Source organism: Pantoea sp. SGAir0183, from assembly GCF_043545505.1.
On sequence record NZ_CP028053.1, the window covers coordinates 2,316,181 to 2,333,227 of the forward strand.

At 58.4% G+C, this 17,047-nt stretch carries 13 protein-coding genes and 1 pseudogene; 8 read left to right on the forward strand and 6 right to left on the reverse strand.

What is annotated here, in order from left to right:
* Window positions 1-144: 144 nt before the first annotated feature.
* Window positions 145-507 (forward strand): annotated as a pseudogene (locus C1N59_RS10795) (TonB-dependent siderophore receptor); the annotation flags it as partial.
* Window positions 508-583: 76 nt separating this feature from the next.
* Entirely contained in the window at window positions 584-835 is a 252-nt protein-coding gene (locus tag C1N59_RS10800) for a PIN domain-containing protein (RefSeq protein ID WP_185199467.1), read from the forward strand.
* Between the two features lie 107 nt (window positions 836-942).
* Here C1N59_RS10800 and C1N59_RS10805 read toward each other — a convergent pair whose 3' ends face one another.
* Together C1N59_RS10805 and C1N59_RS10810 are read right to left on the reverse strand one after the other, a co-directional pair.
* On the reverse strand, window positions 943-1,500 hold the full coding sequence (locus tag C1N59_RS10805) for an isochorismatase family protein (protein ID WP_039340433.1): 558 nt from the start codon (window positions 1,498-1,500) through the stop codon (window positions 943-945).
* A gap of 194 nt (window positions 1,501-1,694) precedes the next feature.
* Window positions 1,695-2,240: a helix-turn-helix domain-containing protein gene (locus C1N59_RS10810; RefSeq protein WP_033741332.1), complete on the reverse strand. Its 546-nt coding sequence runs from the start codon at window positions 2,238-2,240 to the stop codon at window positions 1,695-1,697.
* Between the two features lie 92 nt (window positions 2,241-2,332).
* Here C1N59_RS10810 and C1N59_RS10815 point away from each other — a divergent pair, with 92 nt between their 5' ends.
* The 4 genes from C1N59_RS10815 to C1N59_RS10830 all read left to right on the forward strand — a co-directional run bounded on the left by C1N59_RS10815 (window position 2,333) and on the right by C1N59_RS10830 (window position 10,352).
* Entirely contained in the window at window positions 2,333-3,508 is a 1,176-nt protein-coding gene (locus tag C1N59_RS10815; RefSeq protein ID WP_324019732.1) for a benzoate/H(+) symporter BenE family transporter, read from the forward strand.
* A gap of 162 nt (window positions 3,509-3,670) precedes the next feature.
* A complete protein-coding gene (locus tag C1N59_RS10820; protein WP_205951841.1) occupies window positions 3,671-5,014 on the forward strand; it encodes an SrfA family protein in 1,344 nt (447 codons plus the stop codon).
* A gap of 2 nt (window positions 5,015-5,016) precedes the next feature.
* The gene (locus C1N59_RS10825; protein ID WP_039340438.1) at window positions 5,017-7,980 is read left to right on the forward strand and encodes a virulence factor SrfB; all 2,964 of its coding nucleotides are present in this window, start codon (window positions 5,017-5,019) and stop codon (window positions 7,978-7,980) included.
* Entirely contained in the window at window positions 7,977-10,352 is a 2,376-nt protein-coding gene (locus C1N59_RS10830; protein ID WP_394549470.1) for a virulence factor SrfC family protein, read from the forward strand. The genes C1N59_RS10825 and C1N59_RS10830 overlap by 4 nt, the downstream gene beginning before the upstream one ends.
* Here the strand turns inward: C1N59_RS10830 and C1N59_RS10835 are convergent.
* From C1N59_RS10835 to C1N59_RS10845, 3 genes are all read right to left on the reverse strand, one after another.
* The gene (locus tag C1N59_RS10835) at window positions 10,349-10,612 is read right to left on the reverse strand and encodes a barstar family protein (protein ID WP_205951839.1); all 264 of its coding nucleotides are present in this window, start codon (window positions 10,610-10,612) and stop codon (window positions 10,349-10,351) included. The two genes, C1N59_RS10830 and C1N59_RS10835, sit on opposite strands and share 4 nt — an antisense overlap.
* 2 nt (window positions 10,613-10,614) lie before the next feature.
* Window positions 10,615-11,052: a ribonuclease domain-containing protein gene (locus C1N59_RS10840; RefSeq protein WP_394549471.1), complete on the reverse strand. Its 438-nt coding sequence runs from the start codon at window positions 11,050-11,052 to the stop codon at window positions 10,615-10,617.
* A 90-nt stretch (window positions 11,053-11,142) separates the two neighbouring features.
* Window positions 11,143-11,490, reverse strand: coding sequence for a helix-turn-helix domain-containing protein (locus tag C1N59_RS10845; RefSeq protein ID WP_006119087.1), 348 nt, complete (start codon window positions 11,488-11,490; stop codon window positions 11,143-11,145).
* A 359-nt stretch (window positions 11,491-11,849) separates the two neighbouring features.
* On the opposite strand from C1N59_RS10845, the gene C1N59_RS10850 reads away from it, so the two are divergent.
* Window positions 11,850-12,962, forward strand: coding sequence for an efflux RND transporter periplasmic adaptor subunit (locus C1N59_RS10850; protein WP_394550824.1), 1,113 nt, complete (start codon window positions 11,850-11,852; stop codon window positions 12,960-12,962).
* 12 nt (window positions 12,963-12,974) lie between these two features.
* Complete coding sequence (gene oqxB, locus C1N59_RS10855; RefSeq protein WP_394549473.1) at window positions 12,975-16,130, forward strand: multidrug efflux RND transporter permease subunit OqxB; 3,156 nt, start codon at window positions 12,975-12,977, stop codon at window positions 16,128-16,130.
* Window positions 16,131-16,391: 261 nt separating this feature from the next.
* Here oqxB and C1N59_RS10860 read toward each other — a convergent pair whose 3' ends face one another.
* The gene (locus C1N59_RS10860; RefSeq protein ID WP_006119082.1) at window positions 16,392-16,886 is read right to left on the reverse strand and encodes an RrF2 family transcriptional regulator; all 495 of its coding nucleotides are present in this window, start codon (window positions 16,884-16,886) and stop codon (window positions 16,392-16,394) included.
* Window positions 16,887-17,047 lie beyond the last annotated feature (161 nt).

A 17,047-nucleotide genomic window follows, 5' to 3' on the forward strand; every position in this document is an offset into this window, starting at 1 on the left:
TCGTCATGGCGTTCGACCCGCATCGGGCTGGCGACCTCCCCCTGGATAGCCGCTTTCAGGCCAAATACAGAGGGATATTAAGCGATTACGCCGGTAAAGCCTGCCGTTTTTTGTGCTGCCTGCCATCTTTTCTCTGCCGCTGACTGCGACGGCAAGCGGATGCCCGGTATCGTGCGCAACCGGATCGATACCGGCTTAGAATCAGCCCCTGAACAGGGCTTTTATGCGGTCGCGGAATGGCGTTATATGAGCAATATTGCCGCAGATGACAGCAACACAGTGCGTGCACCTTCGTATGCCGTAACGGTGGTAAACAGCGGCTAAAAATGGCTGGTTGATGCATAAACACAGGATCTGGTTGGCCGGGTCGATAATCTGGTTGACTATATGGGCTCAGTCATCGTCAACGAAAGCAATGGCCGTTATTACGAATCTGTACCGGGACGCAACTACAGCGTTGGCCTGACAGTTCCAGTAAACGCAGGCGGCTGCGCAGGTGCTTCGTGACCGCTGACTCGCTCTTTCCCTTATTTTTCAGGCATGACGTTGTTACATGCCGGGATAATTTTGCGGGAAGCCGCGAATGGATCCCTGCGTTCTCGCGGGGGCCGGTGGTGCTGAGGCTGACAGGACCTTTATTTCGGCCGTGACATGGCTGGAAACCAGACGCGGCATCGCGCGCCTGGCGAGGCGGGACAGTGAACAGGCGCAGCGCTTACGCCACGCGTACCAGACCCAGGTGCTGGCGGTGTATCATGAGCGGACGCTGGCAGGATTGCACGCAACTGCGCACGGCTGTATATGCCCGTTAGACGTGCTGACACCCATGCGTTGATTGCAGCGACGGCGATGCAGCCTGATCTCATTCTGGCGACGCGTCAGCCGAAAGACGTCCAGGGAATGAGCGTGATGCTGCTCATCCCCTGGCAAGTCGCTTAACCCTTACAGGGCGTTAAGTTTTGCACGCACATCGTCACAACTGCCGGTTTCCCCCAGGCGAGGAAAAATGCGTTTAATGCTGTTTTCGTGCGTATCGCTATTTAAATCCGTCATCGCATCGACCGCTAACGTGACGTTGTAACCTAATTCGTAAGCCTGACGTGCCGTCGACTCTACGCCGATACTGGTGGCAATACCGCAGATAACCACCTGCGTAATACCGCGTTTTTGTAGCTGATCATGAAGCGTGGTTTGATTAAACGCGCCCCAGGTGTGCTTAGTGACGGTGATATCGTTGTGTTGCGGTGTCATCGCCGGTACCAGTGTGGCCCAATTTGCCGGTAATTCGCCCTGATGCCGGGGGGATTCGGTTCGGCCCGGTGCGCCGCCCGCGACATTCACAATCACGACAGGCAGGTCTTTTTCACGAAAGGCGGCCGCCAGGGCTGCGCAGCGTTCAATAACCGGCTGTGGCTCATGCACAACCGGCAGCGCAACAATCCCCTCTTGCAGATCGATAACAATCAGAGCGGTTTTCGCATCAAGTGTGGTTAAAGCCATGGTGAGTCCTCTGGAAACAGTATAAGAAGTATGGCGCAGGCTGATGCCGCTACGCACCGCCGGTTCGCCGCCAGTGCCCGAACAGGCGCGCCATACAGGGGGAGGCAATTATAGCGTGCCGGGCAGCGCTGAACAGGCGCGGGTCGTTTCAATTTGTAAGTCAGGCTGATTAATGGGCAAACCCGAGCCGGTGCTCAGCGTCGCTCGACATAGTGAATCAGGCTGTGAAAGCGCAGGCGCGTATCCAGCGGATTGCGATAACTGTGGGCCACGTCCGCGCGGAACTGAAAGGCCTCGTCCCGCTTCAGCCGCCGCCAGGTATCAGCAATGCCCAGCAACAGCTCGCCTTCCAGCACCACCACCTGCTCGATCACGCCTTTTTCATGCGCGGCAGAATCACTCTGCGCGCCTGGTGCCAGCTCAACGGCAAGCAAATCAAAGCGTAGCCGATCGTCATAAGGTAACAACGGCGTCACCGCCATCTGCGCATTGTGCTGGCGATAACGGGCCACTTCCCCTTCGGCGATGGGCAACTGATGAACAAAAAACGAGAACGGGACATTAAAGCCGGTGGCGATTTTCCACAGGGTGGCAATCGTCGGGCTGGACTCGCCGCGTTCAATCTGCCCCAGCATCGCCTTACTGACGCCTGTTTTCTCGGCGGTTAACGTAAGGCTCCAGCCATTGGCTTGCCTCAGTTGTTTCAGCGCCTCGCCAAGATAGTGATGCAAATTTTCCATATTGTCTCCTGCATAAGCGCATCAGTGTAGCACTTGTGCGTTATAGCGCACTATGCCACGATGTGCGCTATAACGCACAAGAGGAAGAGACCATGTCACTGCGCCATCCACCGTTTCCCGTTACCCTGCCTATGGTGGTGTCAGGCTTTGTCGCCGTGCTGGTCGGCTACAGCAGCACAGGTGCGATTGTTTATCAGGCCGCCCAGGCGGCTGGCGCGCCGCCTGCGCTGATCGCAGGCTGGTTCTCCGTCATTGGCATCGCAATGGGAATCGCCTCAACGGGGCTTTCCCTGGCTTACCGCATGCCGGTGCTGGCCGCCTGGTCCACGCCGGGGGCGGCCTTGCTGGCCACCAGCCTGCCGGGCACGTCTCTCAATGAGGCTGTGGGCGTATTTGTTTTTGCCAATGTCCTGATTGTGTTATGCGGGGTCACGGGCCTGTTTGCCCGCCTGATGAATCATATCCCGGCGTCGCTGGCGGCTGCCATGCTGGCGGGCATTTTACTGCGCTTTGGCTTGCAGACGTTTAGCGACTTCGCCGTGAACTTTCCCCTCGCCGCCACGATGTGTATGAGCTGGTTACTGGCGCGCCGCTGGTTGGCCCGTTATGCCATTCTGATTACGCTTCTGGTCGGTGTTACCCTGGCGGTAGCCCAGAACAGTCTTCATTTTCCGGCGCAGGCTGCCCGTTTCAGCCTTCCTGCGCCTGTCTGGCCGTCGTTTTCACTGCACACGCTTATCGGTATTGGTCTACCCTATTTTTTAGTCACCATGGCGTCACAAAATGCGCCCGGCGTCGCCACCCTACAGGCACACGGCTATCGTCCGTCGGTATCCGGGCTCATGAGCTGGACCGGATTACTGGCGTTGGTTCTGTCGCCGTTCGGCGGATTTTCGGTGTGTGTGGCGGCCATTACGGCAGCGATTTGTATGGGCGAAGAGGTCGATCCCGATCCCCGTCGTCGCTGGATTGCCGCGGCAGTGGCCGGCGGATGTTATCTGTTGGCTGGCCTGTCCGGTGCGCTGATTGCGGTGCTGTTCAGCGCACTGCCGGCTGTAATGGTGCACGTAGTGGCGGGCCTGGCGCTGGTGACGACCCTGGGCGGCAGTCTGCAACGGGCACTGGCAGAGCCTGCTGACCGCGACAGCGCGCTGTTGGCTTTTTTAATCACGGCGTCGGGCGTGACGCTTTTAGGGATCGGGTCGGCGTTTTGGGGATTAGTGGGTGGCGTTATCGCGCATCTGTTATTAAAACGTAAAACAGCGTAACATCATCTGGGCATTGGTTATTTTCCCGGCAGCGGGCGAAAAAACCACGCATTTGACCTCTTTTTCTGCGGTTTGATTTGCCATTGCCCCACGTAAAATCACCGTAATTGACGATAACACGCGATCTTCTGCCTCAGACAACGACCGATAAGGGCCTAACAGGTGGCAAAAACTTTTCTGCGCAGCGGCAATCTGGATGCGGTTCTGGCTTTAGGTGAGAACGGCCAGCCGGTATTTACGTCCGCCCTGCAAATCCGTGAGACCCTGCGTTTGCGCCGCCAAAGCGCACTGGCAGACTGCCTGGCGATTCCGCAAACCAATGAACGTGGCGACCGGCTTGACTGGTACGCGCCTTTTTCCGGCAAAGTCAAATCCTGGATGGCCGCGAGCGATTATGAACGCCGTCAGGCGTTGCAACATCTCACCGCCTGCCAGCAGGATCTGCAAGCCATTAGCGCCCGCGCCCGCGAGGCTGCCAATCCGGCGATGCGCCTGTTTGGCGCGCTGCTCGGCAAGAGCCTGCAATTCCCCAATCAGCAATATGTTTATCTGGTGAACGGTAAACCTGTCATCACCTTTTGGGGATTTGTGGATGCGCAGGAGCGCAACCGTGATGATGCACTTGCCTGCCTGCGTGAAAGCCTGGAGGAGTCGCTGCCTGCTTCGCTGGTCGAACTGCCACCCGAACCTGTTGTGCCGCCTGCGCCCGAACCGGTGGTGGTGCCCGAACCCGCCGCGGTGGTACCGCCGGTCGCAGAGGTGCCCGCGCCTGAGCCGGAACCTGTACCAGAGCCTGTGCCCGCTCAGGCCGCGCGTCGTCCGGCTTTCCGTCTGTGGTATCTGATTCCGACGCTGGCCGTTGCCGCAGCGGCCGCGACGGCGGTTATCCTGCATATGCCGCAATCGGAGCCCGTCACGCCGTCCGCCCCGGTCGCTCAAAACACCGCCCCTGTTGCCGCCATCAGACCGGCAGCCATGGTGCCGGCTGAAAAACTGGCTGACACTTTGCCGCAGAAACCGGCCGCCGTGGTAGCGGGTGCGCAAACCGCCGCCAGCGCTGCGCCTGTGCCTGCAGCGGCACCGTCTGCGACGCTTTCCAACGTGGTTGCGCCTGCGGTGCCCGCGAAACCCGACGATCTGGTGGTAACACCGGATGCCGTACGTGATGGTCAGGTTCAGGTGATTGACGGACGCTGGCGCGTAGAGATCGAAAACATCAAAACGCCAACCGGTAAACCCCCTGTCATGCACTTCCAGTTTAACAATGGCAAGGGCAGCGTACAGATCAACCAGGGGAACACCACCTGTAAGGCCGATGTCACGGCGGCGATGACCAGCGCGGGTAACATGGTGATAGAAAGCCGCTTTACCGCCCGGTGCGCGGACAAATCGCGTTACCGTATGCCGATGTTAGTGTGTCATTCCAGCATTGGCGCCGCCGCCTGCGAAGCGCAATACACCGGGGATCGTGTGTATCCCATTACGATTAAGCGTGAGAGTAAGTAACTATGTTGGCTCCCCTGATCGATGATAAGCAAAAAATTTCTCTGATTGAGAACAGCGGCGTGCAGTTCCTGGATTTTGGTCTGCAACTCTCCGCAACCCAGGCGCGCCGTCAGTTTGTGCGCCAGACCGCAAATGGTCCGTTACTGCGTCTGAATATGGACGGTAACAGCGGTAAATTTTTACTTTACCCGCAGGACGGTGGCGCACCGGAAGTCGTGCGTCCCGAAACCGATATCGCGCTGTCCGACTCCCTGACCTTACTGGAAGCCTGCTGGCTGCCGCTGCCAATGCTGCGTTGCGCCTCAGGTCGTCGCTTTATCGGCGGCCCGGAAAACTGGGCGCGCATGCGGTTAGTGGCGCTGGAAAAACCTGACAGCGCAGGCAACACGCACCGCGTTACGCTGGCGTTTGATACGCGCTGCGTGGCGGAAGAAGATGGCGGCGAACAGTTGGGACTGACGCCATCCGACGCACAGAACGGCGTTACCTTTGCCCTGGCCTGGCACAACTACGAGTTGGGGGAATTTCTTGATCACACCTGGGTAGATGGCTGGCTGCGCGAATCCTTCACTGACCGCGTGTCCGATCGCCGTGAACAGGCCATCAGCCAGGCGCTACGTGAGTTTGAATATCAGGCGCACTACCTCAACCTGCTGGAATTGCTGGGCGAGCAGCTTAACCTCACGGAGATTCACATCCAGGCCGCAACGCTGCAAACGCCAGCCGTCAACGTGGATATCATTCTTGACGTCGGCAACTCGCACACCTGCGGTATTCTGGTGGAAGACCATCCGGAAGAGAGCAACGGCCTGAAGCAGACCTACGAGCTGCAGATGCGCGATCTGTCTCAACCACATCGCGTGTATAACGAGCTGTTCGACAGTCGGCTGGAATTTGCCGAAGCGCGTTTTGGTAAAGCCAACTTTTCGCTGGAAAGCGGCCGTGAGCAGGCCTTTATGTGGCCTTCACTGACCCGCGTCGGACGCGAAGCCAGCCGCCTGGCCTTGCAGCGTGCCGGCCTGGAAGGCAGCACCGGGCTGTCCAGCCCGCGGCGTTACCTGTGGGACGAAGCGCGCTATCAGCCGGGCTGGCGGTTTAATCAGCAGAGCCCACAAGGTGAACCGCAGGCCTGCGCCGCCCCTTTCACCTCACTGATGAATGACGAAGGTCAGCCGCTGTATGCGCTGCCGCTGGATGAACGCCTGCCGGTGTTCTCCGCTCACTACAGCCGCAGTTCACTCATGACGTTTATGCTGTGTGAGCTGCTGGCCCAGGCACTGATGCAAATGAACAGCGCGGCACAGCGTCAGCGCATGCCGCAAAGCCATGCACCGCGCCAGCTGCGTCATGTGATTCTGACGCTTCCGTCCGCCATGCCAAAACCTGAACGTGAAATCTTTCGTCGTCGCATGCAGGAAGCGATTGCGCTGGTGTGGAAAGCCGAAGGCTGGCATCCGGCCGACGAGGAATTTACGGCGGAGACGCAGGCGCAAAGCAGTAAACCCGTGCCGGACGTACAGATGGAGTGGGATGAAGCCACCTGCGGTCAGATGGTGTGGCTGTTTAACGAAACCCAGGTGAACTTTGCCGGCCGCGCAGAAGACTTCTTCAGCAGCATGGCGCGTCCGGATCGTCCGCGTGAAGCCGATGAGCAGCCCGGCAAGAGCCTGCGCATTGCCTCTATCGACATTGGCGGCGGCACTACCGACCTGGCGATTACCCAGTACCGTCTCGATGACGGCCAGGGCAATAACGTCAAAATTACGCCGCGTCTGCTGTTCCGTGAAGGCTTTAAAGTGGCCGGCGACGATATATTACTGGATGTGATTCAGCTGTGGGTTTTGCCGGCCCTGCAACAGAGCCTGCAGAAAGCCGGCCTGACGCTGGCCGAACCGCTGATCAACAAACTGTTTGGCCACGACAGCCGGATGGACGGTCAGGCAACGCTGCGGCAGCAAGCCACGTTGCAGGTGTTTATTCCCCTGGCGCAGGCGGTGCTTGAACGTTACGAGAACTGGGATCCGCTGGAAAGCCATGCCGAAATCAATGCGCTGTTTGGTGAGCTGGTCGATCAGCGTCCGGCAGACGCGGTGCTGGCGTTTGTTAATGGCGAAATCCAGCGTGAATTAGGCGGCAACAGCCGCTTTGACCTGCTTGAGGTGCCGCTGGTGGTCAGCATGGCGCAGCTTCACGGTGAGTTTATGCAGCATCGCATGGCGATCATTCCGGCACTGCGATCTATGTGTGAAGTGGTCTCACTGTATCAGTGTGACGTCCTGCTGCTGACCGGACGGCCCTCACGCTTCCCCGGCATTCAGGCGCTGGTGCGTCATCTGCAACCGCTGCCGGGCAGCCGCATTTTGTCGCTGGAAGGCTATCACACCAGTGACTGGTATCCGTTTAACAAACATGGTCGTATCGATAACCCGAAATCCACGGCCGCCGTGGGCGCGATGTTATGCCTGCTGGCCCTGGATTTGCGCCTGAGCAGCTTCTGGTTCCGCGCGGGCGATTTCGAGCCCTATTCCACGATCCGTTATCTCGGCATGCTGGACGAAAACCAGGCCCTGACCGATGAGAACCTGTGCTACAGCGACATCGACCTGGACGATCCCGCTTTCTCGCTGGATCGCAAAAGCAGCTTCCGGATTCGTGGCAACGTCTGTCTGGGCTTCCGCCAACTGGATAATGAACGCTGGCCCGCGTCGCCGTTGTACAGCCTGACGCTCAATGATGCCGCGCTGGCGCGCAAGGTTGCGGGTGAAAGCGTGCTGCGCGTGAAGCTGGCGGTGAAGGCCGGTCCGGATGCGCCTGGCCCCGAGACGTTGGTGTTAAGCGAAGCCCGACTGGACGATGGTACGCGCGTTCCGCTTGAACATCTGAGCCTCAAACTGAATACTCTCTCCGCCACTGGCAATGCCAATGCGCAATACTGGATTGACAGCGGGAGTGTATGTAAACGATGAGATCGGTTAAACCCCGCCAGCCGCAAACGCTGGCAAAACGCCTGAGTTTATTGCAGGACGCCCTGAATGGCAGCCTGGCATGGATTGAAAACACCCGCGAACAGTCGCCCCGTCTGGCACTGGAAGCCGAAACCCTGACCCTGCAGTTACGTCAGGCCCGTGTGCAAACGCAGGCGCTGGCGCAGCAGGTGGCCCGCCCCGTCACCTTAGCCCTGTTTGGGCAGTCTCAGGCAGGCAAAGCCTGGTTGTTAACGGAGATGGTCGCCGATGCCCAGGGACAGTTAATCACCGCGCTAAGCGACAAGCCGGTTAACTATTTTCAGCATATCAACCCGGGTAATCTTGATTTCGCCACGGCGACGCGGTTTACCCATCAGCGCGAGCCGCTGTCGTCGGAGTGGCCGGTAGAGCTGGCCCTGATGAGCGAAGCCGAGGTGCTACGCCTGGCGATTTCGTGTGGCGAAGGCGTCAGCCAGCCCGATACCGCAAACATCGACAGCGTGATACAACGTCTGCAGCGTCACCGCTTAACGACGCCACTGCCTGGCCTGGAGAGCGATGCGCTGGTCACGCTCTGGTCATGGTGCCGCCGCCATCATTTGTATGATGCACAACTGGATCGGCACTTCTGGCCTCAGGCGGTTGAACTGGCCCCGTGGCTGAGCGTCGACGATCGGGTCCAGCTGTTCTCTCTGCTCTGGCCCGCCGAACCGGCCCTGAATGAGCTGGTGCGGAGCTTGCTGCATCTGCGCCACCAACTGCGCAACAGCACACGCGTGCTGGGGCCGCTTAGCCTGTTAACCGATTCGTCTCTGCTGCCTGCCGAACAGCTTATCGTCCCGGCCAGCGAACAGGATCTCTCGCTGCACATTGAGATCTGCCCGTTAAACGGAAACCGCCTGGCCAAGCCGCAAAATGTGGCGCTGGGATTACTGGCGCTGCTGACGCTGGAGGTGACGATTCCGCTCAGCTCCACGCCGCGCACCGCGATCTATGACGAAGCGGACATGCTGGAGCTGCCTGCACCCGGTACGCCGAGTGATGCGGCGCTGCGGGAAGAACGCCAGCGCCTGCAGCAGCAGGATGCGCTGCGCGCACGGCTGCTGGAGCACAAACGTACACTGCTCCCCGGCATCTATGCCGCCCGCCAGGGCATCGATTTGCTGCTGATCTGCACCGCCGCCAGCCAGCGTCAGGATGTGGATATCGCCAGCCGCGCCCTGCGCGAATGGCAACGCCTTCAGCCAAAAAACGACGCGGGTGAAAAACCGCGTCTGATTTGGGCGATCACGCCTTATGATGCGCGCCATCAGCAGGTGAATGTGGATGAGGCGGTACAGCGTCAGGTCGGCCAGCCGGGTCAGCAATGGGGTTCCATGCTGGCACTGGATCGCGCCGGTGTGGATCGCATGTCCGAATGGTTACAGGATGAGATGCAGCCAGAGGCACGCCGCGATCAGCTTATCGCGCAACTGGCGCAAATTCAGCACATGGTCGTTGAACGTCGGCTACAGCCCTGGACCGAAGCCGGTGCGTCGCCCGATCAGGCGGCGCGCAAGCAGAACATCGCGGATACCTTGTTGAAATGCCTGCAACATCGCACCGGTTTGCATGGAGAACTGCTGGAGCGGTTGCAGCCTTCCCGTGAAGCCCTGCGTCAGCTGTGGCTGAATCAGTCGGGCTCATCCGTTCCTGCCGCCACCACCAGTATTCAGGCACCGGAGAACCAGTTTGGTATCGGTTTTGAGTTCGACCTGTTCAGCGATGCTGAAATTGAACAGCCCGCGCCTCAGCAGTCCAGCTTTGGCCAGGGCCTGACTCAGTTCCCGCGCCAGGTCTTCAGCCTGTGGCTGAACCATCTGCGCCAGTTGCCGGAAAATCAGAGCCTGCTCACGCTGCTGAATATCGACAAAGCCACGATGGAATGGTTAATAGAAGAACTGATCACCGCCAGTTTCCGCACCGGTATCCTGCAGTCGCTGCAAACCGCCCTGCATGAACCGGACGCGCAGAGCATGTCGCATGAGTCGCGCGCCGATCGTCAGGTGACGCGTGCCATGACGGTATTGGGGGATTTCGTCGCGTGGCTGGGCTTCCTGCAGCGTCCGGAAGCGGAACGTCCGGCCAGCCGGGTTAACCGTGGCCAGTCGATCTTCTCACGTCCGCCTGCGCCGAGTGTGAATTTCAGCGCCGGTCAGCGACTGACAAAACTGTCGGCTACGCCAGCAAACCACACGGCGTACTACATATATGACTGGCTGGTGGGCCTGAACACGGTCATTATCGAAAACAACGGCTATACCGGTGGGGGCGACCTGCCGGTCAGCGCGCGCGAAGCGCTAGCCGACCTGCTCAAACCGCTGCGTAACTAAGCGTATATCAGGCGCAGTTCGCCACTCAGCGACTGCGCCGCCTCTTCCAGCAACGCCAGAACCGGGGCCAGATCCGCATCGTGCCGATCGGCATTCAGCAGATAAATCTCCGCCGGCAGGGCCATGCCACCTGTCAGCCAGTCCCAGAGCGCGTCCAGGTTATTGCCGAAGTCGCCGTAACAGTTGCTTTGCGCGGCAAACTGCCGGTAAAAGGCATCGCGATCCGCCAGCTCACCGAGATCAAACCGTAGACGCAACATCGTTACTGCACCGGCTTAAAACTGCGATAGTGGTCAGTGGAAAGAAACACCAGCCCGTCTGACGAATACACGAGGCGATCCGCCTCACGATGGCCGCAGCGGTAGTTCACATCCGCCTCATACCACTGCCGGTCGGAACGTTCAGGTAGCTTTCTTTCGCGGTTGGAAAAGCGATCGCCGCCAATCGCCCAGCCCGGCAGCACGTCACACAGATTGCCCTTCGCAGGATTCCAGCCCAGACGGCGGGCCTGCTTCTTTGTGATGTAGTAATCGGGCAACTGCTGATGCTGTAGCACCCAGCGGGCGACGGTTCGCACATCCGTTAAGGCGGCGATGTCTGCAGCAGAGGTTTTGGCAGGTGCAGACGTCAGATAGGGTCGCAGACCTATCCAGGAGAGGATAAGGATGAGGACTAATCCTAACCACAGTTTTTTTGACATGATGACATCCCTGGAAAACAGGATGCAGATAATAGCAGTTTTCTCAGCGGATAAAACAGCGCGGGCCAGATGACCTGGCCCTGGCGGGGTTTACTGCATTGCAGCCTGCGACGGCACACTGTGACGGCGCCACGCACCCGGAGCAACACCATACTGGCGCTTGAAGCTGCGGTTGAACGACTGCTGCGAATCAAAGCCCAGCGAAATGGCTACGTTCAGAATAGGTTCGTTGGTGCTGGTCAGGCGATCCGCTGATTTTTTTAATTTTTTCATACGGATATATTCACCCAGTGGATAGCCTGTGTGCTCTTTAAACATCCGTTGCAGGTGCCATTTTGAGTAGCCCGCGCGCTCAGAAACCGTATCGAGATCGAGGCGTGCTTCAATATTGTTGTCAATCCAGTTAATCAGATCGTGAATAAAAGCGTTACTCATCATTTGTCTTCTCCGGTCGCGACAGCGAACAGTATTAGTATCAGTTGCAGTTACACTTAAAGCGTGACTGACAATGCCATTTAATGCAAGTTTAATTAATACATTAAATGCCGCACATTTTATGGGGACTTACCTCATGCCCTGTCAGGCTGGATGCTGGCCGATAAATCATCGCTCATCAGACCGCACATAAAGTGTATCAGTTATTCTTGCAGTTCTCAGACACACAAGCCTACACTCCTCGCGATAAATTGCAACCATAGAAGTTGCAAATATTGGCCTGCGGGCTTTACTTCACTGTTCATCGCGGAATCACAACAATGATAAGCAACTGGGTTCGTCAGGGAGTTACCCTGCTGGGGATGGGACTGGTCATCAGTCAGTTAAGTGGATGTGACACGGGTCAGGCGAACAGCGCCCTGCCGCCGCCGCCCGAGGTGAGTGCGGCTATGGTGGTGACAAAACCGGTCAGTCAGTGGGACAGCTTTAATGGCCGCATAGAAACGGTTGAAAGCGTCCAACTGCGTCCACGGGTTTCAGGCTACATCACCACGGTTAATTACCATGAAGGGGATGAGGTGAAAAAGGGCCAGGTCCTGTTCACCATTGACGACCGTAGCTACCGCACCGCACTGGATCAGGCGAGAGCCTCGCTGGCGCGTGCCCGGAGTCAGGCCAGCCTGACCCGCAGTGAATCGGCGCGCACAGAAAAACTGCTCGGTACTCAGGCGGTATCACGTGAGATGTGGGAGCAACGACGCGCCAGCGCCAGCCAGGCGCAGGCCGATGTGCAGGCCGCCGAGTCGGCTGTGGCCATGGCCCAGCTGAACCTGGATTTTACCCGCGTCACGGCGCCCATTGACGGCCGCGCCAGTCGGGCCATGATCACCGCAGGAAACCTGGTAACCGCCGGGGACAGCGCCAGCGTTCTGACGACGCTGGTCTCGCAAGACAAGATGGTGGTCTATTTCGACGTCGATGAAACCACCTTCCTGCACTACCAGGCCATGGCGCGTCAGGGCCAGCAACGTCATGCCCTGCCCGTCGAGATTGCGCTGGCAGGCGAACAGGGTTACCCGCACCGGGGTAACGTCGACTTCCTGGATAACCAACTCAACGCCAGTACCGGCACCATTCGCATGCGTGCGCAGCTGGATAACCATCAGCGTATCTTTACGCCTGGCCTCTTTGCGCGGGTTCGCCTGCCGGGTCGTGCGACCTTCAACGCCCTGTTAATTGACGATAAAGCCGTGCTGACCGACCAGGATCGCAAATATGTTTATATCGTTGATGCTCAGGGGAAAGCGCAGCGCCGCGACATTAAGCCTGGTGCCATGGCTGACGGACTGCGTATCGTCGAGGCCGGTTTGCAGGCGGGCGACCGGGTCATCGTTGCCGGACTGCAAAAAGTGTTTATGCCCGGAATGCCGGTGACGGCCAAAACTGTCGATATGGCCGCTACCGCCGCTCAATAACCCGAGGTTGATATGGATTTTTCCCGCTTTTTTATTGATCGGCCAATCTTTGCCGCCGTGCTGTCGGTATTGATTTTCATGACCGGCCTGATCGCCATACCGTTATTGCCCATCAGTGAGTATCCCGACGTGGTGCCGCCGAGCGTGCAGGTGCGCGCCGAATACCCCGGCGCGAACCCAAAGGTCATTGCCGATTCCGTGGCGACCCCGCTGGAAGAAGCGATTAACGGCGTCGAAAACATGATGTATATGAAGTCCGTCGCCGGTTCGGATGGCGTGCTGGTGACCACCGTGACGTTTCGTCCCGGCACCGATCCGGACCAGGCGCAGGTTCAGGTACAAAACCGTGTCGCTCAGGCGGAAGCGCGACTGCCTGAAGACGTGCGCCGGCTGGGCATTACGACGCAAAAAATGTCCCCTACGCTGACCTTAGTGGTACATCTGTTTTCGCCGGGCAGTACCTATGATTCTCTTTACCTGCGTAATTACGCCACGCTGAAAGTGAAAGACGAACTGGCCCGCCTGCCAGGCGTCGGGCAGATCCAGATCTTTGGTGCAGGCGAATATGCCATGCGCGTCTGGCTGGATCCCAACAAGGTGGCCGCACGCGGCCTGACCGCCGCCGACGTCGTCAGCGCAATGCAGGAGCAGAACGTGCAGGTTTCTGCCGGGCAGCTTGGTGCGGAACCGCTGAAAAAGCAGAGCGATTTTCTGCTGTCGATCAACATGCAGGGCCGGCTCGAAAATGAGCAGCAGTTCGGCGATATCATTTTAAAAACCGCTGAGGACGGCTCGCTGGTGCGGCTGCGCGATGTGGCACGCATCGAAATGGGTGCGGGCAGCTATGCGTTGCGTTCGCAGCTGAACAATAAAGATGCCGTCGGCATTGGTATTTTTCAGGCCCCCGGGGCCAACGCGATCGATCTTTCCAATGCGGTGCGAGCCAAAATGGATGAGCTGGCCACCCGCTTTCCTGACGATGTGAAATGGGCAGCGCCCTACGATCCCACTGTGTTTGTGCGCGACTCCATCAAGGCCGTGGTCCAGACTCTGCTGGAGGCAGTCTTTCTGGTCGTGCTGGTGGTGATTCTGTTCCTGCAAACCTGGCGGGCCTCGATCATTCCCCTGCTGGCGGTCCCTGTTTCCGTGGTGGGCACGTTCAGCGTGCTTTACCTGCTCGGTTTCTCGCTTAACACCCTGAGCCTGTTCGGTCTGGTGCTGGCCATCGGTATCGTGGTGGATGATGCCATCGTGGTGGTGGAAAACGTTGAGCGCAATATTGAAATGGGTCTGTCACCCAAAGCGGCGGCGCATCAGGCCATGCGCGAAGTATCGGGGCCGATTATCGCTATCGCGCTCGTGCTCTGTGCCGTGTTTGTGCCGATGGCGTTTCTGTCGGGCGTCACCGGTCAGTTTTACAAGCAGTTTGCCACCACCATTGCCATTTCGACCGTCATCTCTGCCATCAACTCGCTGACCTTATCGCCTGCGCTGGCAGCAATGTTGCTGAAGGATCACCAGGCCGCCAAAGACAGGCCCACGCGCCTGATCGACTGGCTGTTTGGCTGGATTTTCCGCCCGTTCAACCGTTTCTTTCACCGCACGGCCCATGGCTACGAGTCGATGGTAGCGAAAACCCTGCGGCGGCGCGGCGCGGTGTTTGGCGTGTATCTGGTGTTACTGGCGGGCGCCGGCTGGATGTTCCATGCCGTACCGGGCGGATTTATCCCCACGCAGGATAAGCTTTACCTGATTGGCGGCGTGAAAATGCCGGAAGGATCGTCGCTGGCGCGCACGGATAAGGTCATCCGGCAGATGAGTGAAATCGGTCTGCAAACGGAAGGCGTGGCCTATGCGGTTGCCTTTCCGGGCCTGAATGCGCTGCAGTTTACCAATACGCCGAACAGCGGCACGGTGTTTTTCGGTCTGAAACCTTTCAGTGAACGTAAGCGCACGGCGGCGGAGATTAACGCGGACATCAATGCAAAAATCGCCCGTATCCAGCAGGGGTTTGGCTTCTCCATTATGCCGCCACCGATTCTGGGTCTGGGCCAGGGTTCGGGCTATTCGCTTTATGTACAGGATCGGGCCGGATTGGGCTATGGCGCACTGCAAACCGCGATTAATACACTCTCCGGCGCGGTAATGCAGACGCCGGGCATGCACTTCCCCATCTCGTCTTATCAGGCCAACGTACCGCAACTGGATGTGCAGGTTGACCGTGATAAGGCCAAGGCACAGGGTGTGGCGCTGACGGATTTGTTCAGTACGCTGCAAACTTATCTGGGGTCATCCTATGTTAATGACTTTAACCGCTTTGGCCGGACCTGGCGGGTGATGGCACAGGCAGATGGCGAATTTCGTGACAGCGTGGAGGACATTGCCAACCTGCGTACCCGCAACGATCGTGGCGAGATGGTGCCCATCGGCAGCATGGTGCATATCACCACCACTTACGGGCCCGATCCGGTTATTCGTTACAACGGCTATCCGGCGGCGGACCTGATCGGTGATGCGGACCCCCGGGTACTGTCCTCCGCCCAGGCGATGCGCCAGCTTGAGGCGATGTCCGGCCAGCTGTTGCCGAACGGCATGAACATCGAATGGACCGACCTCAGCTACCAGCAGGCGACGCAGGGCAATACCGCGCTGATTGTTTTCCCGGTGGCGGTGTTACTGGCCTTCCTGGTGCTGGCCGCGCTGTATGAGAGCTGGACGTTACCGCTGGCGGTGATTCTGATTGTGCCGGTTACCATGCTGTCGGCCCTGCTGGGCGTGTGGTTAACAGGCGGAGACAACAACGTCTTTGTGCAGGTCGGTCTGGTGGTGCTGATGGGCCTGGCCTGTAAGAACGCCATTCTGATTGTGGAGTTTGCGCGCGAACTGGAGATGCAGGGTAAAGGGATTGTCGACGCCGCGCTTGAGGCCTGTCGGTTACGTCTGCGCCCTATCGTGATGACCTCTATCGCCTTTATCGCCGGAACTATTCCGTTGATTCTGGGGGAAGGCGCAGGCGCGGAAGTCCGCGGCGTGACGGGCGTCACGGTGTTCTCCGGTATGTTAGGCGTGACGCTGTTTGGCCTGTTTTTAACGCCGGTGTTTTATGTGGCGCTGCGTAAGCTGGTGACGCGTAACGCCGCGCGCCCGGTTACGGAACACGCGCAGTAATGCGTGTGCCCCGACGATCCTGCGGACGTCGGGGCACTGCCTCTCAACGTCAGTATATACAACGCCCGACCCGTGCCCTGGCGGAGCCGGTTAGCGTTTATTTTATTTAAAAGGCGTTGTGCGCGCGCGGACGGAATTACTGAGTACGGGCGTTCGTCAGAGACAGGCAGAGAGGACGTGACGGTGAAAGCTGCCGATGATGAATGCAACACCCTTGCACGTGATGGTCGTCAGTTTACATAAGACGTAAAAAAAGCCGCATCAGCGGCTTTTTTTGCAGTCGGTATCCGGTTCCGTCACCTCAGGCTCAGGCACGGCGGTGCAGTTGCTGGTGTCGTGGGTTTTCAGCTCATTTAACGCGTCGGCGACGGTGCGCTTCGCAAGTACCGCCAGTGATGCCTGCTCGGCTTCCTCGGCAATCGATTTAAAATACCAGCACAGGTTGGCGCTGACCAGGCAACGCGGTGCCACATCCGGGCGAGCCGCCCAGAGTTTTTTATCATCTGTCACAGAGACATAAATATCACGCAGCGTGATTTCGGCTGCGGGTCTGCCCAAATGAATGGAACCCGTACGACCCAGCGTGGACACGATAATGCCATCACGGGTTAATGGCACCATTAACTTACGTATAAAGCTCGGGTTTGCTTCAAGCCCGTAAGCGAGAATCGCGCTGGTAGAGCGTTTTCCCATTTGCTCCGCCACCGCCACACTCAGAACCATTTGCAAAGCTGTCGGGAAGCGATAATCAAGCATCTTTGTATCCTGAATTGCGGTGCATTCTTGTTGTTATATAGCCGCCTAAGTGAACCAACAAACAGGGATGAATATAACAAACACTGTCACTTTTTAGAAGCAACCCACCCGCCACAAGGCACATATTCCCCACCCGGAAGCCCGCGACCGCACAAGGTGCT